We start from the raw sequence: 23,983 nt of genomic DNA on the forward strand, positions 1-23,983 counted from the left end.
CAATCGAGGTGATAGTTTTCAGCCACGCTCGGGCTGGAAGCGCACCACAAACCCCTTGAGGTTCTGCTGGCGACTCAGCAGATCGCGCAAACGATCGGCTTCGGCGCGCTCGATCAGCGGACCGACAAACACCCGGTTCTTGCCATCGGCGGAGCGGATGTAAGCGTTATAACCCTGACTGCGCAGGGTTTTCTGCAGGCTTTCGGCGCTGGCGCGGCTCGACAGACTGGCCAGTTGTACCGACCAGCTTACCGACAGGCCGTTGGCATCGACCCGGCTCTGGGTGGTATCCGGCTTGGCAGACAGTGCGGCGATCGGCTGGGCCGGGGCTGCAGCCGGCTTGGTCACGGGAGCAGGTGCCGGAGCAACTGCGACTGGCTTGGCTACCGGCGCTGGAGCCGGTGTCGACGCAGCAGGTACAATCGGCGCCGCTGGCGCCGTTTGCTCGGCAACTTCGTAATCGCTCGGCACTGGCTCCTGAGGCAGAACCTGCGGCTCAGGCACCGCTACTGTCTCCATCTGGATCTGCGCCACGGCAGGCGCCTGCGGCGCAGCCGGCGCATCGACGGTCACCTGACGCTGTTCGTCCTGACGGGAAAACAGCATCGGCAGAAAAATCACCGCCAGCGCCACCAGCACCAGGGCACCGACCATGCGTTGCTTGTACGCCTTATCCAGCAAAGCCATTTGCCGCTTCCTCCGTGGACCGCCGGGCCAGCCATTCAAGGGCCTCGGCGACACAATAAAATGATCCGAACAGCAAGATCTCGTCATCGCTGGTGGCCACTGCACACTGCCCTTCCAGAGCGGCCGCCACGCTGTCATAAGACGTGACCGAGGCCCCAAGGTTCTGCAATGCAACATTCAATTCAGCCACCGGACGCGCACGCGGCGAATCCAGTGGCGCCACCGCCCAATGCTGGACGCTGGCATTCAATTCACCGACCACACCGTCCAGATCCTTGTCCGCCAACAGGCCGAACACCGCCAGACGCTTGCCGACCGGCGGGCGAGCCGCCAGACGCCGGGCCAGATACTCCGCTGCGTGCGGGTTATGCCCGACATCCAGTAACAGATTCAGGCGCTTGCCGTTCCATTCGAACGAGCGACGATCCAGACGACCGACCACGCGAGTCGCCTGCAAAGCCGCAACAATCTGTTGAGCCTCCCAAGGCAGACCGAGCAGCAGATAAGCCTGCAACGCCAGCGCGGCGTTTTCCATCGGCAGATCGAGCAGCGGCAAATCACGCAGCTCGACGACTTGACCATCGGCATCGGTGCCGCGCCACTGCCAGAATTGATCAGTGATGCCGAGATCGAAATCACGCCCACGCAGGAAGAACGGGCAAGCAAGTTCGCGCGCCTTGTCCAGCAAAGGTTGTGGAGGATTCAGATCGCCGCAAAGCGCTGGCTTGCCCTGACGGAAAATCCCGGCCTTCTCGAAAGCCACGGATTCGCGGGTATTGCCCAGGTAATCGGCATGATCGACACCAATGCTGGTGACCAGCGCGATGTCGGCATCGACCACGTTGACCGTGTCCAGACGCCCGCCCAGACCGACTTCCAGCACCACCGCATCAAGCCCGGCCTGTTGAAACAGCCAGAACGCCGCCAGGGTGCCCATTTCGAAGTAAGTCAGGGAAGTCTCGCCCCGCCCGGCCTCGACCGCCGCGAAGGCTTCGCACAGCTGCGCATCAGTGGCTTCGACGCCATTGAGCTGCACCCGCTCGTTGTAACGCAGCAGGTGCGGGGAATTGTAGACACCAACGCTCAGGCCCTGCGCCCGCAGCAACGAAGCTACAAACGCGCAGGTCGAACCCTTGCCGTTGGTGCCGGTGACCGTGATCACCCGAGGCGCCGGCTGGCCCAGCCCCATGCGGGACGCTACCTGTTGCGAACGCTCCAGCCCCATGTCGATGGCCGAAGGATGCAACTGCTCAAGGTAGGCGAGCCACTCGCCAAGGGTGCGCTCGGTCATACGTTGGCAGGCACCGGCGGAACGACGATCGGCTCGATCGGCGCAGCAACGAAGGTCGGCGTCGGCTTGCCGGTCAGTTGCGCCAGCAGGTTGCCCAGACGCGGACGCAGTTCGCGACGGTCGATGATCAGGTCGATTGCACCGTGCTCCAACAGGAACTCGCTGCGCTGGAAGCCTTCAGGCAGTTTTTCACGAACGGTCTGCTCGATCACGCGCGGACCGGCGAAGCCGATCAGGGCTTTCGGCTCGCCGACGATCACATCACCCAGCATTGCCAGACTGGCGGAAACGCCGCCGTAGACCGGATCGGTCAGCACGGAGATGAACGGAATGCCTTCTTCACGCAGACGTGCCAGCACAGCAGAGGTCTTGGCCATCTGCATCAGCGAGATCAGGGCTTCCTGCATCCGCGCGCCACCGGAGGCGGAGAAGCAGACCATCGGGCAACGGTTTTCCAGGGCGTAGTTGGCGGCGCGTACGAAGCGCTCACCAACGATGGCGCCCATGGAGCCGCCCATGAAGCTGAATTCGAACGCCGAAACCACGACAGGCATGCCCAGCAGGGTGCCACTCATGGAAACCAGTGCGTCTTTCTCGCCGGTCTGCTTCTGGGCAGCCACCAAGCGATCCTTGTACTTCTTGCCGTCACGGAATTTCAGACGGTCAACCGGCTCCAGGTCGGCACCCAGTTCAACACGGCCTTCGGCATCGAGGAAAATGTCGATGCGCGCACGTGCGCCAATACGCATATGGTGGTTGCACTTAGGGCAAACGTCCAGGGTCTTTTCCAGCTCCGGACGATACAGCACGGCCTCGCAGGACGGGCATTTGTGCCACAGGCCTTCAGGCACCGAGCTCTTCTTGACCTCCGAACGCATGATCGAAGGGATCAGCTTGTCTACCAACCAGTTGCTCATGCTTTCTTTCTCCAGTACCGGCGGCCCGAACGCTCTGGTTCGCGGCCCCGCGTATGCCCTTCAGCTAAATTCATGTGTGGCGATGATCGATGGACTGCCGGGTCAGCGGAACTGACCTGCGTACAACCCGAAAAGACCCTCAGCCTCTTTTCTACAGAGCTGTGGACGGCGGCAGTCTGCCAGCCGTCACATCAACGTACGGCGTCGATGAACGCCCGAATCCTTGCGTGATCCTTGATGCCTTTGCTCGCCTCTACCCCACCACTGACGTCCACGGCATATGGCCGCACCCGGGCAATGGCGTCAGCGACGTTCTCCGGGGTCAGGCCGCCGGCCAGAATCAGCGGCTTGCTCAAACCCTGCGGAATCAATGACCAGTCGAACGCCTCACCGGTTCCACCGGGCACGCCTTCAACGTAGGTGTCGAGCAGCACACCACTGGCGCTCGGGTAGGCATTGCAGGCGGCGGCGATGTCATCGCCCGCCTTGACCCGCAGGGCCTTGATATATGGCCGGTGCCAGCCTTCGCACTCGGCAGCGGTTTCATCACCATGAAATTGCAGCAGATCCAGCGGCACGGCATCGAGGATCTCCCCGAGCTCGCAGCGGCTGGCATTGACGAACAGCCCGACGGTGGTCACGAACGGCGGCAATGCGGCGATGATCGCCCGCGCCTGCTGCACCGTCACTGCACGTGGGCTTTTAGCGTAGAACACGAACCCGATGGCATCGGCCCCGGCCTCGACGGCTGCCAACGCATCTTCCATGCGGGTAATCCCGCAAATCTTGCTGCGAACGGCCGACATGTCGATAAAAACCTCAAGGCAAATCCGGGAAAGTCCCGGATGGTAACAAATGCATTCGAGGGCGTCAGCCGTCAAGTTCCGAGAAACCCGTAAGGAAATGTGGCCCGATGAAACGCTCGGGCAGCGGGAACTCGTCGTGGTACTCGACCTGCACCAGATACAGCCCGAACGGATGCGCCGTGACCCCGCCGGAGCGACGCTCGCGGCTCTCCAGCACTTCTTTCATCCACTCCGGCGGCCGCTCGCCGGCACCGATTGTCATCAGCACCCCGGCAATATTGCGCACCATGTGATGCAGGAAAGCGTTGGCGCGGATGTCCAGCACGATCATTTTGCCGTGACGGGTCACGCGCAGATGATGCATCTGCTTGATCGGTGACTTGGCCTGGCACTGACCGGCACGGAAGGCGCTGAAATCATGGGTACCAATGAGGTACTGCGCGGCCTCGGCCATGCGCTCCACGTCCAGTGGACGGTGATTCCAGGTGATTTCTTCATTGAGATGCGCCGGACGGATCTGATCGTTGTAGATCACGTAGCGATAGCGCCGGGCAATGGCCTTGAACCGCGCATGAAAGTGCGCAGGCATGACCTTCGCCCAGCTGACACTGATGTCGTGGGGCAGATTGATGTTGGCGCCCATGACCCAGGCTTTCAGCGAGCGGTCGACCTGGGTGTCGAAATGCACGACCTGCCCACAAGCATGCACACCGGCGTCGGTGCGCCCGGCGCATTGCAGCGAGATCGGCGAATTGGCGACCTTCGACAAGGCTTTTTCCAGCGTTTCCTGCACGGTGAGCACACCCGTGGACTGGCGCTGCCAGCCGCTGTAGCGCGAACCCTTGTATTCAACGCCCAGGGCGACGCGAAAAAAGCCTTCGGGGGCCATTTCGGCGGCCGGGTTATCTATGTTTGCCAAGTCGGTACAGCCTGCTGTTCTACAAAGGCGGGCATTATAAGGCGGCGCACCGGGGATACCAGACCCAAACAAAAACGGCAGCCTCGATGGGCTGCCGTTTTGTTTACTGCCGAACGCTGACTCAGGCCAGATGCGAAAGCATTTCCTTCGCTTCGCTCTTCTGCTTGTCATCACCCTCGCTGAGCACTTCGTTGAGGATGTCGCGCGCACCATCGTTGTCGCCCATGTCGATATAGGCCTGGGCCAGATCGAGTTTGGTGGCGGCTTCGTCGGTACCGGCAAGGAAGTCGAAGTCCTCGTCGTTCAGATCACCGCCCAGCGCTGCGTCGGCTTCGGTGAAGCTCGGCTCGTTGATGCTGCTCGACAGGCGATCCAGCTCGGCATTGACGTCGTCCAGCTCGGCGGCGAACGCATCCGGTTCGGCCGGGGTCGCATCCATTTCGTCGGCCAGGGACAGATCGAAATCGGCCGGCAACTCCAGATCATCCAGAGGGGCTTCAGCCACCACTGGCGGCTCGATCGGCGGCAGATCCTTCACGCTCTCGTCGAGATCCAGCAGGAAATCGTCGTCAGCCAGCTCAACCGGCACAGGTGCAGGATCGGCACCGAGATCCAGGTCCAGATCGAAGTCAGACAGGTCGTCGAGGTTTTCCTTGATTTCGGTCTGCTGTTGCAGCACCGACTCGAAGCTCAGGTCGTCATCGGCCGGGAATTCGTCCAGCTCGACCGGTGCTTCAGGCTCGACAGCCGCCACAGGAGCGACAGGTTCCACCGGTTTGATGTTGTCGAGATCATCCAGGCTCAGATCAAAAGCACTGTCCAGATCGTCGTCCGCCTTCGCGGCAGGCGCTTCTGGCTCATCAAGCAGCAGTTCCTTGACGTAATCCTCGTCCAGCTCGGCCGCAATGGCCGCTGCCGCCAGACCGGCAGCCGCAACGACCGCCATGGCCGGGAAGCGGCTTTTCAGCTCTTCGACCTTGGCGAAGTTGTCGCCATTGGCAACCAGTTGGCGCTCCTGACCGACGAAGGCATCACGATCACCCTGGCGACCGTAGACTTCCATCAACTTCAGACGCAGGTCACTGCGCTGCGGCTCCAGGCTGACGCCCTCCTCCAGCAACGCTGCCGCCTGATTCAGGCGGCCGCCATCGATGTGCGACTGCGCCTTGTCCAGCACGTCATCGGAGCGCTCGGCTGCCGGGGCTACCAGTGGCGCGGCGATCGGCTCGGCCATCACCACCGGAGCCACCACGGGGGCAGGTGCCGGAGTTGGGGCCGGGGCCGGAGCCGGTGCTGGCGTGAGCTTGACGCTTGCCGCCGGCACTTCCAGGCCTTCGAAGCTGTCTTCCGGCAGGTCGAGCTCTGGCGAGAACGACTGCTCTTCCAGGGCGCGGGCCATGCGCAGGTGTTTCTCGGCTTCCTGTTGCGCCTTGCGGCGACGGGCCAGCAGCAACAGCAGAAGCAGGAACACCACCGCACCACCACCGACCAGACCCAGCAGGATCGGGTTGGTCAGCAGTTCGTTGAAGGTCTTGTCTTCGTCGGCAGCAGGCTTCGGCTCGACCACTGGCTCAACCGGTGCCGGAGCGGCGGCTTCAGGCGCAGGCGCGGCGGGTGCCGCCTCGGCCGGGGTCGCCGGTGGAGTCGCTGCCAGTTCCGCAGTAATGGCCGGAACCGGCGCAACGGCTGGCGCAGCCGCGTCAGCTGCCGGCGCCGGGGCAGCGCCCGGGCCTTCAGCCTGCATTTTCGCCAGTTGATTGTTCTTCAGCTCGATCAGACGTTGCAGCTTGTCCAGCTGGCTTTGCAGATCAGCCATGCGGCTTTTCAGCTCCGCATTATCACGACGGGTCGTGTCGAGGCTTTCCTGAGTCACCGCCAGCTTGTTGCTCAGAGCCTTGGCGTCGCCAGCCGGGCCTTTACCGCGCCCCTTCGCACCTTCGGCGGAGACCAGGCTCAGATTGTCCTTGGCATTCTTGGCAGGACCGGTGTTGGCGCGACCGCGATTGGTGGCGTCCAGTTGCTGCTGACCGGTGCCCGGCTTGGCCACATAACGACGCCCCTGACGCCAGGCCTCGTTTTGCGCGGCCACTTCGGCAATCGCCTTCGACTGCGGCAGCGCAGTGCTTTGCACCTGATCCGGCAGACGCAGCACCTGTCCGGTTTTCAGGCGGTTGATGTTGCCGTCGATGAATGCGTCTGGGTTCAGTGCCTGAATCGCCAGCATGGTCTGCTGGATCGAGCCGCCAGTGCGCGCCTTGGCTGCGATTTCCCACAGGGTGTCGCGCGGCGTGGTGGTGTGGCTCGGATGCGTGGCGCCGGTAGTTGGTGCGGTGATCGTCTGCGACGGCGCCGGTTGCGCAGCGGCATCGGCGGTCTGCGGAGAAAACTTCGACGGATCCAGCAGCACGCTGTAATCGCGCAGCAGGCGACCGTTCGGCCACATCACCTGCACGAGGAATTTCACCATCGGTTCCGACAGCGGCTTGCTCGAGGTTACGCGCAGCACGCTTTTGCCGCTGGCGTTGAGCACCGGGGTGAAGGTCAGATCATTGAGGAAGGCCTGGCGATCGACGCCGGCCTTGGCGAAATCTTCCGGCGAGGCCAGGCTCGGCACCACTTCGGCAGCCGTGAGATCCTTGACATCGAGCAGCTCGATTTCCGCCACCAACGGCTGGTTCAGGGTCGACTTCAGGGTCAGCTCCCCGAGCCCGAGGGCATGCGCCATACCGGAGGACAGCGCCGAGGCGGCCGCTATTGCTAACACCAGTTTGCGAACTTGAACCATAGCCTCTTCCTTTGTTTGAACGTTCCTCGGCGAGCGAGAAGATGTTGATTGTCGCTGCCGTAAGGCATTGCGCGCGACGACGACAGCATGCCGCGCGCGATCATTTCTTTGATGCCCCGGAAAGTCCCGGAGGGTATTACGTCATCAAGCGGTCTGGCCAAGCATAGCGCCCGGCTAGAATCAGTCGACAAATTGTTGCCAAGTATCTTTTACAGCAGGTCTTTTATCAACAACTCGGCCACTTGCACCGCGTTGAGCGCCGCGCCTTTGCGTACGTTATCTGACGTCAGCCACAGATTAAGTTCCGACGGCTCGTCGACACCGGCGCGCACCCGCCCGACATAGACCACGTCCTGCCCCACCGCGTCACCGACGGCGGTTGGATAATCGCCGGCCTCGACCAGCTCGATTCCCTCGGCGTCTTCGAGCGCGGCATTGACCTTTTCCAGTTCGACCGCGCTCGCTGACTGCAAGGTCACGCTAAAGCTATCGCCAAAAAACACCGGGGCTTGAACGCAAGTTGCGGAAATCTTTAATGAAGGTTTGGCCAGCACCTGACGCAGCTCGCGCACCAGACGCTTTTCCAGCAGCGTGTGGCCGTGCGCGTCCGGCGTGCCGACCTGAGCCAACAGGTTGAACGCCATCTGCCGATCGAAGAATGTCGGCTCCAGCGGACGCATGTTCAGCAGCTCCGTCGTCTGGCGAGCCAGCTCGGCAACCGCCTCACGGCCCTGGGCAGAAACGGCCAGACTGGCGGTGACATGCACATATTGCAGATCGACCAGATCGAGCAACGGCGCCAGCACCACGGCCAGCGTAGTGGCCGACGGGCTCGGGCTGCTGACCTGGAACGGCACTTTCATACTCGCCAGCACAGCAGCATTGGCTTCCGGCACCACTTGCGGTGCCTGATCCGCCGGCAAGGCGCCGGACAGATCCACCAGCGAGCAACCCGCCGCATGGGCACGAGCCGCATAACTCAGGGTGATCGCCGGGCCGGCGGCAAAGAACGCCAGTTTGACCTTGCTGAAATCGAACTCGTCGACTTCGCGCACGCGCACGTTCTTGTTGCGAAACAGCACCGAGCTGCCGGCGGACTCACTGCTGGCCAACAGATGCAGGTTACCGACCGGGAAGTCGCGCTCCTCGAGAATCTGCACAAGGGTTTCGCCGACAATACCGGTGGCGCCGATCACGGCAATATCAATGGGCTGGCTCATGGTGCGACCTCTGGTGGAACGGGGGGAGCGGCACTTTACCGGGTGGCTGCCAGACAGGCAAAAAAAACCCGCGCCTCTTGCAAGGCACGGGTTCGTTCATTGCTTCAAGCGATCAACGCTCCAGCAGGATCCGCAGCATGCGACGCAGCGGCTCGGCCGCGCCCCACAACAGCTGGTCGCCGACGGTGAACGCGCCAACGAACTGCGAACCCATGTTCAGCTTGCGCAGACGACCGACCGGTACGTTCAGGGTGCCGGTGACTTTCGTCGGGCTCAGCTCCTGCATGCTGATTTCACGGTTGTTCGGCACCAGTTTGACCCAAGGGTTGTGCTGGCTGATCAGCCCTTCGATGTCGGCAATCGGCACGTCTTTGTTCAGCTTGATGGTCAGCGCCTGGCTGTGGCAGCGCATGGCGCCGATGCGCACGCAGATACCGTCGACCGGGATCGGGCTCTTGAAGCGACCGAGGATCTTGTTGGTCTCGGCCTGGGCCTTCCACTCTTCGCGGCTCTGGCCGTTCGGCAGTTCCTTGTCGATCCACGGGATCAGGCTGCCGGCCAGCGGTACGCCGAAGTTTTCGGTCGGGTACGCGTCGCTGCGCATGGCTTCGGCCACACGACGGTCGATGTCGAGGATCGCGCTGGCCGGGTCGGCCAGTTGATCGGCGACAGCGGCGTGGGTCGCGCCCATCTGCTTGATCAGTTCACGCATGTTCTGCGCGCCGGCACCGGAAGCCGCCTGATAGGTCATGGCGCTCATCCACTCGACCAGACCGGCCTCGAACAGACCGCCCAGGCCCATCAGCATCAGGCTGACGGTGCAGTTGCCGCCGATGTAGTTCTTGGTGCCCGCATCGAGCTGCTGGTCGATGACCTTGCGGTTGACCGGGTCGAGGATGATGACGGCGTCGTCGTTCATCCGCAGGCTCGAGGCCGCGTCGATCCAGTAACCCTGCCAGCCGGCTTCGCGCAGCTTCGGGAACACTTCGCTGGTGTAGTCGCCGCCCTGGCAGGTCAGGATCACGTCGAGGGTCTTCAGCTCTTCAATGCTGTAAGCGTCCTTGAGCGGAGCAATGTCCTTGCCCACGGACGGGCCTTGGCCACCGACATTGGAAGTGGTGAAAAACACCGGCTCGATAAGATCGAAATCCTGCTCTTCCAGCATCCGCTGCATGAGCACGGAACCGACCATACCGCGCCAACCGATCAGACCTACACGTTTCATCGCAACTACACCTTCTTGAAAAGTGGGCCGCTGCTTTGTATTGAATTTCGCAGCGGGCCCGAGAGATTACAGATTCCGCAGCGCGGCGACTACTGCGTCACCCATTTCCTGCGTACCGACTTTAGTGCAACCGGTCGAAAAGATGTCGCCGGTGCGCAGGCCTTGATCCAGCACCACGCTGACCGCTTTCTCGATGGCATCCGCCGCTTCGTGAAGATTGAAGCTGTAACGCAGCATCATCGACACCGACAGAATGGTCGCCAGCGGGTTGGCGATGCCTTTGCCCGCGATGTCCGGCGCCGAACCGTGGCAAGGCTCGTACATGCCCTTGTTGTTGGCATCCAGCGAAGCCGACGGCAGCATGCCGATGGAGCCGGTGAGCATCGACGCTTCGTCAGACAGGATGTCGCCGAACATGTTGTCGGTGACGATCACGTCGAACTGCTTCGGTGCGCGCACCAGTTGCATGGCGGCGTTGTCGACGTACATGTGGCTCAGTTCGACTTCAGGGTAATCCTTGGCCACCTGCTCGACCACTTCACGCCACAGCTGGCTGGAGGCCAATACGTTGGCCTTGTCCACCGAGCACAGTTTCTTGCCACGAACCATAGCCATGTCGAAACCGACACGGGCGATGCGGCGGATTTCGCTTTCGCTGTACGGCAGCGTGTCGTAGGACTGACGCTCACCGTTTTCCAGGGTACGGGTGCCGCGCGGCGCGCCGAAATAGATGCCACCAGTCAGCTCGCGGACGATCAGGATGTCCAGGCCGGAAACGATTTCCGGCTTCAGGCTCGATGCGTCGGCCAGTTGCGGATAAAGGATCGCCGGACGCAGGTTGCCGAACAGGCCCAGTTGCGCACGGATTTTCAGCAGGCCGCGCTCAGGACGGATGTCACGCTCGATGGTGTCCCATTTCGGGCCACCCACGGCACCCAGCAGCACGGCGTCGGCAGCGCGGGCGCGGTCGAGGGTTTCATCGGCCAGCGGCACGCCGTGCTTGTCGATGGCGGCACCACCGATCACGTCATGGCTCAGCTCGAAGCCCAGGCTGTACTTGTCGTTGGCCAACTCCAGCACCTTGACCGCTTCGGCCATGATTTCCGGACCAATACCGTCGCCTGGGAGAATCAGAATCTGCTTGCTCATGCTTTCCTCGTGTCTTCAGTCGGTGCGCCAGCGACTGGCGCGCCCGGAAAAATGCTTGTCGTTCTAAAGTTATTTCTCGGCCCAGAGCACCAGTACATCTGTACTGAACGAACCATCGGCCTCAATCTCAAAATATTCGCGCACTTCGTTGCCCATCGATTGCTGCAACTGGCGGATCGCGGCGCGCATCACCTCGGGCGTGCGCATGCGCTCGACCCAGCTGTTGTACTCAAGACGCAGGCGCTGACGCGTGGTGCTGCGGGTGTGCAGTCCGGCCTCGCTGACCTGACGCAGCCACTCACCGGCAGAATAATCGCGCACATGACTGGTGTCGCGCAGCACCTCGACGCTCTGCAGGTAGGTGTCGAACAGCGGACTGCCCGGCGACAACACATCAATGAACGCCGCCACGCCACCCGGTTTCAACACCCGGCGCACTTCGCGCAAGGCCACGCCGAGATCGCTCCAATGGTGCGCCGAATAACGGCTGAACACGAAGTCGAACTCGCCATCGGCGAACGGCAGACGCTCGGCGGCACCGTTGACCGTGGAAACGTTGCTCAAACCACGATCAACCGCAGCGGCAGCCACCACATCGAGCATCTGCTGCGACAGGTCGTAGGCCACCACTTCCTTCACCAGCGGGGCGACGTGAAAACTCACGTGCCCGGCGCCGCACCCCAGGTCCAGCACCCGAGCCTCGCCCCGCCCCGCCAGCTTAGCCTGCAGCAGCGCAAATTCAGTGCCTTGAGCGTGAACGGCGCTGCTCAGGTAGGCGGCGGCCTGTTCACCGAATTGCTTTTGTACAACCTGACTGTGCTGGGCGGTGCTGGTCATGGGGACTTCCTTTTTTGGGGTTTCAACCTTTCGAATTCACGCGTCGCGGAACAACCACGGCTGGCTCGCACGATGTTTGGCTTCGAACGCCGCAATCGCGTCGCCGTCCTGCAAGGTCAGGCCGATGTCGTCCAGACCGTTGAGCAGGCAGTGCTTGCGGAACGCGTCGATCTCGAAGCGGTACACCTTGCCGTTCGGGCTGGTCACGGTCTGCTCGTGCAGATCGATCTGCAACTGATAACCCGGCGCGGCCTCGACCTGCTTGAACAGCTCGTCGACTTCCGCATCGCTCAAGATGATCGGCAGCAAGCCGTTCTTGAAGCTGTTGTTGAAGAAGATGTCCGCGTAGCTCGGCGCAATGATGCTGCGAAAACCGTATTCTTCCAGCGCCCACGGCGCGTGCTCACGGCTGGAACCGCAACCGAAGTTTTCGCGGGCCAGCAACACGCTGGCGCCTTGATAACGCTCGGCGTTGAGCACGAATTCCTTGTTCAGCGGCCGCTTGGAGTTGTCCTGATACGGCTGGCCGACATCCAGGTAACGCCACTCATCGAACAGGTTCGGGCCGAAACCGGTGCGCTTGATCGACTTCAGAAACTGTTTCGGGATGATCTGGTCGGTGTCGACGTTGGCACGATCCAGAGGCGCGACAAGGCCAGTGTGCTGGGTAAAAGCTTTCATGCTGCGCTCCTTAGATCAATTCACGAACGTCGATGAAACGACCGTTCACCGCCGCCGCAGCGGCCATGGCCGGGCTGACGAGGTGGGTACGGCCACCGGCGCCCTGACGGCCTTCGAAGTTACGGTTGGAGGTCGAGGCGCAATGCTCGCCGGACTCCAAACGGTCCGGGTTCATCGCCAGGCACATCGAGCAACCTGGCTCACGCCATTCGAAACCGGCTTCGAGGAAGATCTTGTCCAGACCTTCGGCCTCGGCCTGCGCCTTCACCAGACCCGAGCCCGGCACCACGATGGCCTGTTTGATGGTCGACGCGACCTTACGGCCCTTGGCGATCACTGCCGCAGCGCGCAAATCTTCGATGCGCGAGTTGGTGCAGGAACCGATGAACACGCGGTCGAGCTGAATGTCGGTGATCGCCTGATTGGCGGTCAGCCCCATGTATTTCAAGGCGCGGACGATCGAGTCGCGCTTGACCAGATCCATCTCTTTGGCCGGGTCCGGCACGTTCTGATCAACGGCCAACACCATTTCCGGCGAAGTGCCCCAGCTGACTTGCGGCTTGATCTGCGCAGCGTCGAGTTCGACCACGGTGTCGAAATGCGCATCGGCGTCGGACACCAGATCTTTCCAGGATTCAACCGCCAGATCCCACTCGGCGCCTTTCGGTGCGAATGGACGACCCTTGACGTAATCCACAGTCTTCTGGTCCGCCGCCACCAGGCCCACACGGGCGCCGGCTTCGATGGACATGTTGCAGATGGTCATGCGGCCTTCGATGGACAGATCGCGAATCGCGCTGCCGGCAAATTCGATGGCATGGCCGTTACCGCCGGCGGTGCCGATCTTGCCAATGACAGCGAGGACGATGTCCTTGGCGGTCACGCCGAACGGCAACTGGCCTTCGACGCGCACCAGCATGTTTTTCATTTTCTTGGCGACCAGGCACTGGGTGGCGAGCACGTGCTCGACTTCGGAAGTACCGATACCGTGGGCCAATGCGCCGAATGCGCCGTGGGTCGAGGTGTGCGAGTCGCCGCAGACCACGGTCATGCCCGGCAAGGTCGCGCCCTGCTCCGGGCTGATCACGTGGACGATGCCCTGGCGCACGTCGTTCATCTTGAATTCGACGATGCCGTATTCATCGCAGTTGTCGTCGAGGGTCTGAACCTGCAAGCGCGAGACCTGGTCGGCAATGGCGCTGATGCCGCCCTTGCGCTCCGGGGTGGTCGGTACGTTGTGGTCCGGGGTCGCGATGTTGGCATCGATGCGCCATGGCTTGCGCCCGGCCAGACGCAGGCCTTCGAAGGCTTGCGGCGAGGTCACTTCGTGGATGATGTGACGATCGATATAGATCAGCGCCGAACCATCGTCGCGCTGTTTGACCAAATGCGAATCCCAGAGCTTGTCGTAGAGCGTTTTGCCGGCCATCAGACGTTTCCTCATCAGCTTGTTTCTATGCCCTGGGCTTATCAATAACCCTTTGGCTTGTGAGGCCGATCCTATGGGGTTAGATTGAATAACTCAAATTCATATTTTTTATGCTTTGGATAACCAACTGGAATACAAACATGGATCTGGCCAACCTCAATGCTTTTATCGCAATCGCCGAGTCCGGGAGCTTCTCCGGCGCCGGTGAACGCCTGCACCTGACGCAACCGGCGATCAGCAAACGCATCGCCGGGCTGGAGCAGCAATTGAACGTGCGGCTGTTCGACCGGCTGGGCCGTGAAGTGGGCCTGACCGAGGCCGGCCGGGCTTTGCTGCCACGGGCTTATCAGATTCTCAACGTGCTGGACGATACGCGCCGCGCGCTGACCAATCTGACCGGCGAAGTCACCGGTCGCCTGACCTTGGCCACCAGTCACCACATCGGTCTGCACCGTTTGCCGCCGTTATTGAGGGAATACACCCGCCGCTACCCACAGGTTGCGCTGGATATTCAGTTCCTCGATTCGGAAGTGGCCTACGAGGAAATTCTCCATGGTCGGGCTGAACTGGCGGTCATCACCCTGGCGCCGGAGCCGCATACGCTGGTCAAAGCCACGCCGGTCTGGGACGACCCGCTGGATTTCGTGGTCGCCCCGGAACACACATTAATCAGCAACGGCGCTGTCACATTGGCGGATATTGCCGGCCATCCGGCGGTTTTCCCCGGCGGCAACACCTTTACCCACCATATTGTCCAACGCCTGTTCGAGGCTCAGGGCCTGACGCCGAACATCGCCATGAGCACTAACTATCTGGAAACCATCAAAATGATGGTGTCGATCGGCCTGGCCTGGAGCGTTTTGCCGCGCACCATGCTCGATGAACAGGTGGCGCGCATACCTTTGCCGGGCATACAGCTCAGTCGCCAGCTAGGCTATATCCTGCACACCGAACGGACGCTGTCGAATGCTGCACGGGCGTTTATGGCCCTGCTGGACGCGCAAATCGATCTGCCAGGGACTCTCGGCTGACTTGTGCTACTCCTATAGAGCTGCCGTCCCTGTGCCTAACGCCCAAATCAGCTCAAGGCCCCTTAACAATGCCGAAATCTGTTGACCGTATTCCGCCGATGCCGCGTATTCAGGCCATTGATCCACGGCGTTCCGAACAGAGCTGGGAGAGCGCGCCGCAATTGCTCGCGGCGCTCAACGGCGCCCGCCTCGGCGCCTGGTATTGGGATATCGAGCGCGGGCAGATCAGTTGGTCGCGGGGCACCCAGGCCCTGTTCGGCTTCGATCCACGGCAACCGCTGCCCGAAGACCTGGAATACCTCGACCTGCTGCCGCCGGAAGACCGGGCGAAAACCATTCGCGCGTTCCACGCGGTGATTGCCGGCGCGCCGCTGGAACAGGCGATGCACCACCGCATTCGCTGGCCCGACGGCAGCCTGCACTGGCTGGAGATCAATGGCAGCCTGCTGCCGGACAAGCATGGCCGGCCCCGAATGATCGGGGTGATCCGTGAAATCACCCACCAGCGGCAACGGGAACAGGCCCTCAGCAGCTCGGAGAAACGTTTCGCCACACTGTTTCACCTGTGCCCGAACATGGTGTTGCTGACCCGCCAGGAAGACGGCCTGATCAGCGAGGCCAACCAGTATTTCGAAAGCCTGTTCGGCTGGCCGGTGCAGAGCGCTATCGGGCGCACCACCCTGGAGCTGGGCCTGTGGGTGCATCCCGAGCAGCGAGCGGAGCTGGTCAAGAAAACCAAGGCCAAGGGCGAGCTGATCAGCATGGAGGTTCAGTTCCGCGCCAGTAACGGTCAGGTTCACGACGGGATTCTCAGTGCACAAAAGGTCGAACTCGAAGGCCAGCCTTACCTGCTGAGCACCTTTCTCGACACCACCGAACGCAAAGCCGCCGAACATGCGCTCAAGGACAGCCAGGAACGCCTCGATCTGGCACTGGATTCGGCGCAGCTCGGCACCTGGGACTGGCACATTCCCAGCGGCATGCTTTACGGCTCGGCCCGGGCCGCGCAATTGCACGGGCTGGAGCCGATTCCGTTTCACGAATCGTTCGATGAATTCTTTGAAGGCGTGCCCGGTGAGGAACGCGACAGCATGCGCGACGCCTACCGCAGCCTGCGCGAAGGCCCGGCGGGCAATTATCAGCTGACGTATCGCGTGCAACTGCCGGACGGCAGCTCGCGCTACCTGGAAAGCCGTGCCCGCCTCTATCGCGACGAAAACGGCGCGCCGCTGCGCATGGCCGGCACCTTGCTCGATATCACCGATCAAGTCGAACGCGAACAGCGCCTCGTGGCTTCCGAAGAGAAATTCGCCACCCTGTTCCAGGTCAGCCCCGACCCGATCTGCGTGACCCGCCAGGAAACCGGGGAGTTCATCGAGATCAACTCCAGTTTTACCCAGACTTTCGGCTGGAGCGCCACCGATGTCATCGGCCACACCGCTGAAGAAATCGGCCTGTGGGACGCTTCCGCCAAAAGCCTGCAACGCATCGAGCGGGTGATCCGCGAACAGGGCCTGAGCAACGTCGCGATCATCGTCCAGCACAAGGACGGCCAATCGCTGACCTGTGTGATTTCCAGCCGCCAGATCAGCGTCGGCAACCAGCCGTGCATCGTCACCACGCTGCGTGACATCACCCAGCAACAGCGCTCGGAAGCAGCGCTCAAGGCCAGTGAAGAGAAGTTCGCCAAGGCATTTCACTCCAGCCCCGACGCGATCACCATCACCGAGCGCGACACCGGGCGTTATCTGGAGGTCAACGATGGTTTCTGTCGCCTGACCGGCTACCGTGCCGACGAAGTGGTGGGCAAAACCGTGTATCAGGTCGGGATCTGGGCCGAGGAAAAACAGCGCTCGGGGTTACTCGCCGAGCTACAGATCAAGGGCCGTGTGCACCATCAGGAAATGCTCGGGCGTAACAAACGCGGTGAATTGCTGACGGTGGAAGTTTCGGTCGAGCCAATCACCCTCAACGAAATCGCCTGCCTGCTGATGACCGCCCGGGACGTCAGCCTGCTGAAGAATGCCGAAGCGCAGATCCGTCATCTGGCCTATCACGACCCGCTGACCAATCTGCCCAACCGCGCATTGCTGATGGATCGCTTGAGCCAGCAGATCGCCCTGCTCAAGCGCCACAATTTGCGCGGCGCGCTGCTGTTTCTCGATCTCGATCACTTCAAACACATCAACGACTCGCTCGGCCATCCGGTTGGCGACACGGTGTTGAAGATCATCACCGCGCGCCTCGAAGCCAGTGTGCGCATGGAAGACACCGTGGCGCGGCTAGGCGGCGATGAGTTCGTGGTGCTGCTCAGCGGCCTGGAAGGCACGCGCAATGAGGTCAGCGTTCAGGTGCGGGAGTTGGCCGACACCATCCGCGAACTGCTGTCGGAGCCGATGTTCCTCGACGGCCAGCGCCTGCAAGTGACGCCGAGCATCGGCGTAGCACTGATTCCCGATCACGGCTCGACCCCGACCGACCTGCTCAAACGTGCAGACATCGCGCTGTACCGGGCCAAGGACTCCGGACGCAACACCACGCAGATGTATCACAACACCATGCAGAAAGCGGCCAGCGAACGGCTGCGCATGGAGACCGATTTGCGCCTGGCGCTGTCCCGCGGCGAATTCAACGTACATTTCCAGCCGCAAGTGGACGCCCGGGACAACCGCATCATCGGCGCCGAAGCGCTGGTGCGCTGGAATCACCCGGAACTTGGCGCGCAATCACCGACCGAATTCATCAAGGTCCTGGAAGACAGCGGGCTGATTCTCGAGGTCGGCACCTGGATCCTCGATGAGGCCTGCGATGCCTTCAAGCAATTGATCACCGACGGCCTGATCGATCCGCTGGCGTTCAGCCTGTGTGTGAACATCAGTCCCCGGCAGTTCCGCCAGAACGACTTCGTCGAACGTATCGAACACAGCATGACCAGCCATGGCCTGCCCTGCTCGCTGCTGAAACTGGAAATCACCGAAGGCATCGTGATCCAGAACCTGGAAGACACCATCAGCAAGATGCGCCGCCTGAAAAAGCTCGGCGTGAGCTTCGCCATGGACGATTTCGGTACCGGTTATTCATCGCTGACTTACCTTAAGCGCCTGCCGGTGGACACCTTGAAGATCGATCAGTCCTTCATCCGCGACGCCACCAGCGACCCCAACGACGCCGAGATCATCCGCGCCATCGTCGCCATGGCCCGCAGCCTGGAACTGGAAGTGATCGCCGAAGGCGTGGAAACCCCCGAGCAGCTGGCGTTCCTGCAAGGGCTGGGCTGTCATTTGTATCAGGGGTATCTGCATAGTCGGCCGGTGGCGCTGGAGGTGTTGAAAGGCTTGCTGGATTGACAGGCACAAAAAAGGGCGCCTTTCGGCGCCCTTCTTGGCAGTCGGCCTGGCTTATTGCAGAGCCGGCTTCTGCGTCCCGTTGATCGGGATGCGTTTGGCTTTCGCTTCTTCCGGGATCACACGCAGCAGATCGATGCTCAGCAGGCCGTTGCTCAGGCCGGCGGCCTTGATCTCGATGTGATCGGCCAGGCGGAAGGACAGCTTGAATGCACGCTGGGCGATGCCCTGGTGCAGGAAAGTGACGCCTTCGTTCGCGTCACGCTTGCCGCCACTGATGGTCAGCACGCCTTTCTCGACTTGCAGTTCCAGGTCTTCTTCCTGGAAACCGGCCGCCGCCACGACGATGCGGTATTGATCGTCACCGTGTTTTTCGACGTTGTAAGGCGGATAGCTGCTGCCTGGCTCGTTGCGCAGGGCGGTTTCGAACAGGTCGTTGAAACGGTCGAAACCAACCGAGGAACGGAACAGTGGAGCGAGGGAAAATGCAGTACTCATGGTTCAAATCTCCTGAAAACAATCAGCAAGGTTTTTTGTCTCCGCGACCCGAATTCGGCATCGCGTAACCCTTAGATAGGGACCTGCATTTTGTTTTCAAGAGATTATTCGAAGATTTTTTCAGGCGGCTTCGGCGACCGGCAAACCCAGCAAACGCGAGACCTGGTCCGGCTCGGTTTCGCGGCGAAGCACGGTAAACAGCTCGGTGGCCTCGGGATAGTTACGGGTCAGCATCGCCAGCCATTGCTTCAAACGGCCCGGCGATTGACGCGCTGTCATCTGCGCTTTGGCTTGCAGCCAGAAGTCCTGGATCAGTGGCATCAGTTCGGCCCAGGTCATCTCGACGACTTCCTCGCCGGCACGGGCGGCAGCGATCTGTTTGGCCAGATCGGGACGCGAAACCAGACCACGACCGAGCATGATGTCTTCGACACCGCTGATTTCCCGGCAACGACGCCAGTCTTCAACGCTCCAGATGTCGCCGTTGGCGAACACCGGCACCTTGACCACATCCTGTACGCGCGGAATCCACTCCCAATGGGCCGGCGGCTTGTAGCCGTCCATCTTGGTCCGGGCGTGAACCACGATATGCTCGGCACCGCCCTCGGCCAGCGCCGTGGCGCAGACCAGCGAGCCGTCCGGGCTGTCGAAGCCCAGGCGCATCTTGGCGGTGACCGGAATGTACGCCGGCACCGCACGTCGCACGTGTTCGACGATCTGGTTGAGCAGTTCCGGCTCCTTGAGCAAAACCGCGCCACCACGGGATTTGTTGACGGTTTTCGCCGGGCAGCCGAAGTTCAGATCGATCACTTCGGAACCCAACTCGCAGGCCAGCGCAGCGTTTTCCGCCAGGCACACCGGGTCAGAGCCCAGCAATTGCACGCGCAGCGGCACGCCGGAAGCGGTGCGGGCACCGTTCAGCAGTTCAGGGCCGAACTTGTGGAAATAGGCCGGGGTCAGCAACTGATCGTTGACGCGGATGAACTCGGTCACGCACCAGTCAATACCGCCGACACGGGTCAGGACATCGCGCAGGATGTCATCGACCAACCCTTCCATCGGCGCCAGAGCAATTTGCATGGGAAACACACACTCAAGGAAAAACGTGCGGCAGTTTACTGGGTTTCGCGGGTTAAACCCATGTCCGCTGTCTGGATGGCCGGGCCGTAACCTTCAATAAACTCGGCGGGCATGCGCTTGGGCTTGCCGGTGGACAGTTCGATGCAGACGAAAGTGGTCTGGGCGCGCAGTAGCGTGGTGTTGTCGCTGGGGCGAATCAGCTGGAAGTGACGGGTCATTTTCAGGCGCTGATCCCAATCGACGATCCAGGTCGCCAATTGCAGTTCATCACCTTCGTAGGCGGCGGCCAGATAATCGATTTCGTGCCGCACTACCGCCATCGCCCGATCCAGACGACGATACTCGACCAGATCCAGACCCAGCCGCTGCGAGTGGCGCCAGGCGCAGCGTTCGAGCCAGGAGACGTAAACCGCGTTGTTTGCGTGCCCCAGCCCGTCGATGTCCTCGGCGCCCACTTGCAGATCAATGGTAAACGGCGTTGCCCGATCCCAGCCCATGCCCTACTCCCGGTCAAATGATTCAACCGGGGCAGTGTAACGGATGACTAGGCCGATTGCCGCGCCTGAAGGCTGCGACCGGCGAGCAGTGATAACACGCCATCAATCACCCGAGGGTCGGCCAGCACGCGCTGGTGACCGCCGGCCTCCAGGCGCAGCAGTCGGCTGTCGAACCAGGACTCGTGGATCAGTTGGGATTCCTTGACCGAGACGAAGGTGTCGTCTTCGGCATGCACGATCAGGCCTGGCATATCCAGTTGATAGTGAGAGACATCGAGGGTCGCGGCGCGCATGCCGACGTCCTGTTCGACCTGGCGGATGAAGGCAGAACGAGCTCTCGGTGGCATTCCGACGTAGCGGGCAAACCCGCGCAATACGCCTAGAATGCGAGCAGGCGCGGCAATGCTGACCAGGGTTTCGGTGCGCAGACCCAGCTGCACTGCGAGCATGGCGCTGGCGCCGCCCATGGAGTGGCCGATCACGGCTTGCAGCGGAGGCAATTCAGCGGCGGCTTCGAGCATCGCGCGGGCGAACAATACGACATTGGCTTCGCGTCCCGGTGATCTCCCGTGGGCCGGACCGTCGAGAGCGACCACGGTGTAACCGGATTCGACCAGCGCCGTGATCAGCGCAGCAAACTGGGTCGGCCGCCCTTCCCAACCGTGCATCAGCAGAACCGTCGGCCCTTGCCCCCAACGCAGTGCGGAGAGACCGAAGCGCAAAGTGATCCGCTCGGATTTCGCCAGCAGCGGCAATTCCCAATCCCGTGGCGCATTGGCGCGAGGGGTCATGAATGCCAGCCGCATTTTGCTTGCCACCAGTTTCGGTGCAAACCAGCCCAAGGTGCCATTAACGCCGCGAACCCACTTCAACGTGCTCATCGCTCTCTCCTCAGGCTTGCTGCCTTCAGGTCAACGCACCGCCGATTTGGCAGCGCGCAGCAATCGATCGGACAAATCACCAGGCCCCAACGCTCTTGCGAGCGCCAGGCCACCCACCATCAGGGCCACGTCGGCCAACGCTTTATCGATGTCTTCAGGGCTTGAAGCCAACTGCGCGATCATCAGTTCCAGATGCTCGTTCAGCGCTATGCGGAATTCTTCCGGCAGCCGCCCCAGCTCGCCGATTGAGGCCGGGATCGGACAAGCGGAATCGCTGGAATCGCGGTGTTTGCGCGACAGGTAGAACGCGGCCACCAGAGCTCGGCGCTCTTCGCCGGTCAATTCGGAATCCATGTCGGCAATCAGGTCGCGGCGGCGACCCAGCAACTGCTTGAACGCCTCAAGCATCATTGCGTCCTTGCTTTCGAAGTGCGCATAGAAGCCACCGACAGTCAGGCCGGCGGCGCCCATCACTTCACCCACGCTTGGCTCGGCCGGGCCACGCTGGATCAGAGCGGCGCTGGCAGCCTTGAGGATGCGTTCGCGGGTTTGAGCTTTTTTGTCGTTCATCGTTGCCTCCGAATATTACGATTAGAATATTATTCTCATAATAATATTCTGCAAGTCGAAAATATGACCGCTGGTCTGAAGCACAGTTTAAGGAAAAAGGAGATTTGGCCAAACGCCAGACAAACAAAAGGGCCATTCAATAATTGAATGACCCTTATAAATCCCGCATGGCGGGTAATCGTGGCGTCCCCTAGGGGACTCGAACCCCTGTTACCGCCGTGAAAGGGCGGTGTCCTAGGCCACTAGACGAAGGGGACGCAAACCCTTCTATACAACAGATCAACGCTGAGTGTTGATCGCTTCGAAGCCGGTGTGGCCAGGCTTCGAAGTGTAAATTGGTGGAGCTAGACGGGATCGAACCGTCGACCTCTTGCATGCCATGCAAGCGCTCTCCCAGCTGAGCTATAGCCCCTCATCGTTGATGTCATCGCTGAGGACGGGGCGAATCTTAAGGGCGTATCGAAAGCCTGTCAAACTTATTTTTGAAAAATTTCAAAATTTTTTGTCGGCATAACAATCACTTACCGCCCTCCCCCCGTAAATTCGGGGGAAAACGCCGAAGGACGGGATCAAAAGATCCTGGCCTGCGGCGCGTCCTGCAGAGTCAAACGCAATCAGGCGATAGCGCCCAACAGCTTTTCCCACTCTTTGTTTTCTTTCTTCGACACGCCGCCCAGCAGGTCAATCGCCTGGCGCAGACGGAAACGGGTCAGGTCCGGCCCGAGGATTTCCATCGCATCGAGCACCGATACCGAGCTCGCCTGACCGGTAATCGCCGCAAACATCAACGGCATCGCATCACGCAGTTTCAGCTCGAGGGATTCCACCACCGCCTGAATCGTCGCGGTGATGCTGTCCTTCTCCCACTGGCGCAGGCTTTCCAGTTTCCACAGGATCAACTGCATCAACTGCCGAACCTGATCACCCGAGAGCTTTTTCGATTCGAACAGCTTGGCATCCGGATTGACGCCACCGGCAAAGAAGAACCCGGCCAGCGGTGCAACCTGGCTGAAGGTTTCGACGCGGCCCTGAACGTGCGGCGCGATCTTCATCATGTATTCGGAGTTGAACGCCCACTTCTGTACGCGAGCGGCGAACTCTTCCACCGGCAGATCACGCAGCCACTGGCCGTTGAGCCACGACAGTTTCTCGATGTCGAAAATTGGCCCGCCCAGCGACACGCGCTTGAGGTCGAAGTTGTCGACCATTTCCTGCAGCGAGAACTTCTCGCGCTCGTCCGGCATCGACCAGCCCATGCGGCCCAGGTAGTTGAGCATCGCTTCAGGCATGAAGCCCATGCGCTCGTAGAACGTCACCGAGGTCGGGTTCTTGCGCTTGGACAGCTTGCTCTTGTCCGGGTTACGCAGCAGCGGCATGTAGCACAGCTCCGGTTGTTCCCAACCAAAGTATTCGTAGAGCAGGATCAGTTTCGGCGCCGATGGCAGCCATTCTTCACCGCGCAGGACGTGAGTGATGCCCATCAGATGGTCGTCGACCACGTTGGCCAGGAAGTACGTCGGCAGGCCGTCGGTCTTCATCAGCACTTGCATGTCCATGCGATCCCACGGGATCTCGACATCGCCCCGCAGCATGTCCGGCACCACGCAGACGCCTTCGGTCGGCACTTTCATGCGGATCACATGGGGTTCGCCGGCAGCCAGGCGGCGCGCGACTTCTTCCTTGGACAGCAACAGCGCCCGGCCGTCGTAGCGCGGGGTTTCGCCGCGGGCCATTTGCTCGGCGCGCATCTGGTCCAGCTCTTCCGCGGTGCAGAAGCACGGGAAAGCGTGGCCCATGTCGACCAGTTGCTGGCAGTACTTCTGATAGATGTCGCCGCGTTCGCTCTGGCGATAAGGACCGTGCGGGCCGCCGACGTCCGGGCCTTCGCTCCAGTCGATGCCGAGCCAGCGCAGAGCGTCGAAAATCTGCTGTTCGGACTCGCGGGTCGAACGCAGTTGATCGGTGTCTTCAATGCGCAGGATGAACTCACCGCCGTGCTGCTTGGCAAAGCAGTAGTTGAACAATGCGATGTAAGCGGTACCTACGTGGGGATCCCCGGTAGGCGATGGCGCGATGCGAGTGCGGACGGTGGTCATGGCATGTCTCGAAAAGAATGAAAAGCAAAGAACAATCAAG

General features: G+C 61.3%; 20 protein-coding genes and 2 tRNA genes. 2 read left to right on the forward strand and 20 right to left on the reverse strand.

What is annotated here, in order from left to right; all coding sequences use genetic code 11:
- Positions 1-18 precede the first annotated feature (18 nt).
- From OQ248_RS00705 to leuC, 12 genes are all read right to left on the reverse strand, one after another.
- Positions 19-687, reverse strand: a complete 669-nt coding sequence (locus OQ248_RS00705; RefSeq protein ID WP_265811775.1) for an SPOR domain-containing protein — start codon at positions 685-687, stop codon at positions 19-21.
- Positions 671-1,978, reverse strand: coding sequence for a bifunctional tetrahydrofolate synthase/dihydrofolate synthase (gene folC, locus OQ248_RS00710; RefSeq protein ID WP_265811776.1), 1,308 nt, complete (start codon positions 1,976-1,978; stop codon positions 671-673). The genes OQ248_RS00705 and folC overlap by 17 nt, the downstream gene beginning before the upstream one ends.
- Positions 1,975-2,895, reverse strand: a complete 921-nt coding sequence (accD, locus tag OQ248_RS00715) for an acetyl-CoA carboxylase, carboxyltransferase subunit beta (RefSeq protein WP_085712004.1) — start codon at positions 2,893-2,895, stop codon at positions 1,975-1,977. The genes folC and accD overlap by 4 nt, the downstream gene beginning before the upstream one ends.
- A gap of 191 nt (positions 2,896-3,086) precedes the next feature.
- Positions 3,087-3,701, reverse strand: a complete 615-nt coding sequence (locus tag OQ248_RS00720) for a phosphoribosylanthranilate isomerase (protein WP_265811777.1) — start codon at positions 3,699-3,701, stop codon at positions 3,087-3,089.
- A gap of 64 nt (positions 3,702-3,765) precedes the next feature.
- Positions 3,766-4,590 (reverse strand): tRNA pseudouridine(38-40) synthase TruA, encoded by an 825-nt coding sequence (truA, locus tag OQ248_RS00725; protein ID WP_085712002.1) that lies wholly within the window; start codon positions 4,588-4,590, stop codon positions 3,766-3,768.
- Between the two features lie 151 nt (positions 4,591-4,741).
- Positions 4,742-7,405, reverse strand: coding sequence for a FimV/HubP family polar landmark protein (locus OQ248_RS00730; protein ID WP_265811778.1), 2,664 nt, complete (start codon positions 7,403-7,405; stop codon positions 4,742-4,744).
- 209 nt (positions 7,406-7,614) lie between these two features.
- Positions 7,615-8,625 (reverse strand): aspartate-semialdehyde dehydrogenase, encoded by a 1,011-nt coding sequence (locus OQ248_RS00735; RefSeq protein ID WP_265811779.1) that lies wholly within the window; start codon positions 8,623-8,625, stop codon positions 7,615-7,617.
- Positions 8,626-8,737: 112 nt separating this feature from the next.
- Positions 8,738-9,850: an aspartate-semialdehyde dehydrogenase gene (asd, locus tag OQ248_RS00740; protein ID WP_011333354.1), complete on the reverse strand. Its 1,113-nt coding sequence runs from the start codon at positions 9,848-9,850 to the stop codon at positions 8,738-8,740.
- A gap of 66 nt (positions 9,851-9,916) precedes the next feature.
- Positions 9,917-10,999 carry a 3-isopropylmalate dehydrogenase gene (leuB, locus tag OQ248_RS00745; protein ID WP_114882105.1) on the reverse strand — a complete coding sequence of 361 codons (1,083 nt, stop codon included), beginning with the start codon at positions 10,997-10,999 and terminating at the stop codon, positions 9,917-9,919.
- 69 nt (positions 11,000-11,068) lie between these two features.
- Complete coding sequence (locus OQ248_RS00750; RefSeq protein WP_265811780.1) at positions 11,069-11,836, reverse strand: class I SAM-dependent methyltransferase; 768 nt, start codon at positions 11,834-11,836, stop codon at positions 11,069-11,071.
- Between the two features lie 36 nt (positions 11,837-11,872).
- Positions 11,873-12,517: a 3-isopropylmalate dehydratase small subunit gene (leuD, locus tag OQ248_RS00755; RefSeq protein WP_007956446.1), complete on the reverse strand. Its 645-nt coding sequence runs from the start codon at positions 12,515-12,517 to the stop codon at positions 11,873-11,875.
- A gap of 10 nt (positions 12,518-12,527) precedes the next feature.
- Complete coding sequence (leuC, locus tag OQ248_RS00760; RefSeq protein ID WP_085711997.1) at positions 12,528-13,946, reverse strand: 3-isopropylmalate dehydratase large subunit; 1,419 nt, start codon at positions 13,944-13,946, stop codon at positions 12,528-12,530.
- A 140-nt stretch (positions 13,947-14,086) separates the two neighbouring features.
- On the opposite strand from leuC, the gene OQ248_RS00765 reads away from it, so the two are divergent.
- Together OQ248_RS00765 and OQ248_RS00770 are read left to right on the forward strand one after the other, a co-directional pair.
- Positions 14,087-14,977: a LysR family transcriptional regulator gene (locus tag OQ248_RS00765; RefSeq protein WP_085711996.1), complete on the forward strand. Its 891-nt coding sequence runs from the start codon at positions 14,087-14,089 to the stop codon at positions 14,975-14,977.
- Between the two features lie 68 nt (positions 14,978-15,045).
- A complete protein-coding gene (locus OQ248_RS00770; RefSeq protein WP_265811781.1) occupies positions 15,046-18,324 on the forward strand; it encodes a PAS domain S-box protein in 3,279 nt (1,092 codons plus the stop codon).
- Between the two features lie 51 nt (positions 18,325-18,375).
- Here OQ248_RS00770 and OQ248_RS00775 read toward each other — a convergent pair whose 3' ends face one another.
- From OQ248_RS00775 to gltX, 8 genes are all read right to left on the reverse strand, one after another.
- The gene (locus OQ248_RS00775) at positions 18,376-18,819 is read right to left on the reverse strand and encodes an Hsp20 family protein (RefSeq protein ID WP_085711994.1); all 444 of its coding nucleotides are present in this window, start codon (positions 18,817-18,819) and stop codon (positions 18,376-18,378) included.
- Positions 18,820-18,939: 120 nt separating this feature from the next.
- On the reverse strand, positions 18,940-19,899 hold the full coding sequence (locus OQ248_RS00780) for a tRNA-dihydrouridine synthase (protein ID WP_265811782.1): 960 nt from the start codon (positions 19,897-19,899) through the stop codon (positions 18,940-18,942).
- Between the two features lie 35 nt (positions 19,900-19,934).
- Positions 19,935-20,396, reverse strand: coding sequence for a thioesterase family protein (locus OQ248_RS00785; protein WP_134826065.1), 462 nt, complete (start codon positions 20,394-20,396; stop codon positions 19,935-19,937).
- Positions 20,397-20,443: 47 nt separating this feature from the next.
- Positions 20,444-21,277 (reverse strand): alpha/beta fold hydrolase, encoded by an 834-nt coding sequence (locus OQ248_RS00790; protein ID WP_265811783.1) that lies wholly within the window; start codon positions 21,275-21,277, stop codon positions 20,444-20,446.
- Positions 21,278-21,307: 30 nt separating this feature from the next.
- The gene (locus OQ248_RS00795) at positions 21,308-21,847 is read right to left on the reverse strand and encodes a TetR/AcrR family transcriptional regulator (RefSeq protein WP_119427459.1); all 540 of its coding nucleotides are present in this window, start codon (positions 21,845-21,847) and stop codon (positions 21,308-21,310) included.
- A gap of 181 nt (positions 21,848-22,028) precedes the next feature.
- Positions 22,029-22,104 (reverse strand) — tRNA-Glu (locus OQ248_RS00800).
- A gap of 79 nt (positions 22,105-22,183) precedes the next feature.
- Positions 22,184-22,259, reverse strand: a tRNA-Ala gene (locus OQ248_RS00805).
- A gap of 202 nt (positions 22,260-22,461) precedes the next feature.
- Entirely contained in the window at positions 22,462-23,943 is a 1,482-nt protein-coding gene (gene gltX / locus OQ248_RS00810; protein WP_085711989.1) for a glutamate--tRNA ligase, read from the reverse strand.
- Between the last annotated feature and the right edge of the window lie 40 nt (positions 23,944-23,983).

The organism is Pseudomonas sp. COW5 (assembly GCF_026240005.1).
GTDB lineage: Bacteria > Pseudomonadota > Gammaproteobacteria > Pseudomonadales > Pseudomonadaceae > Aquipseudomonas > Aquipseudomonas kribbensis.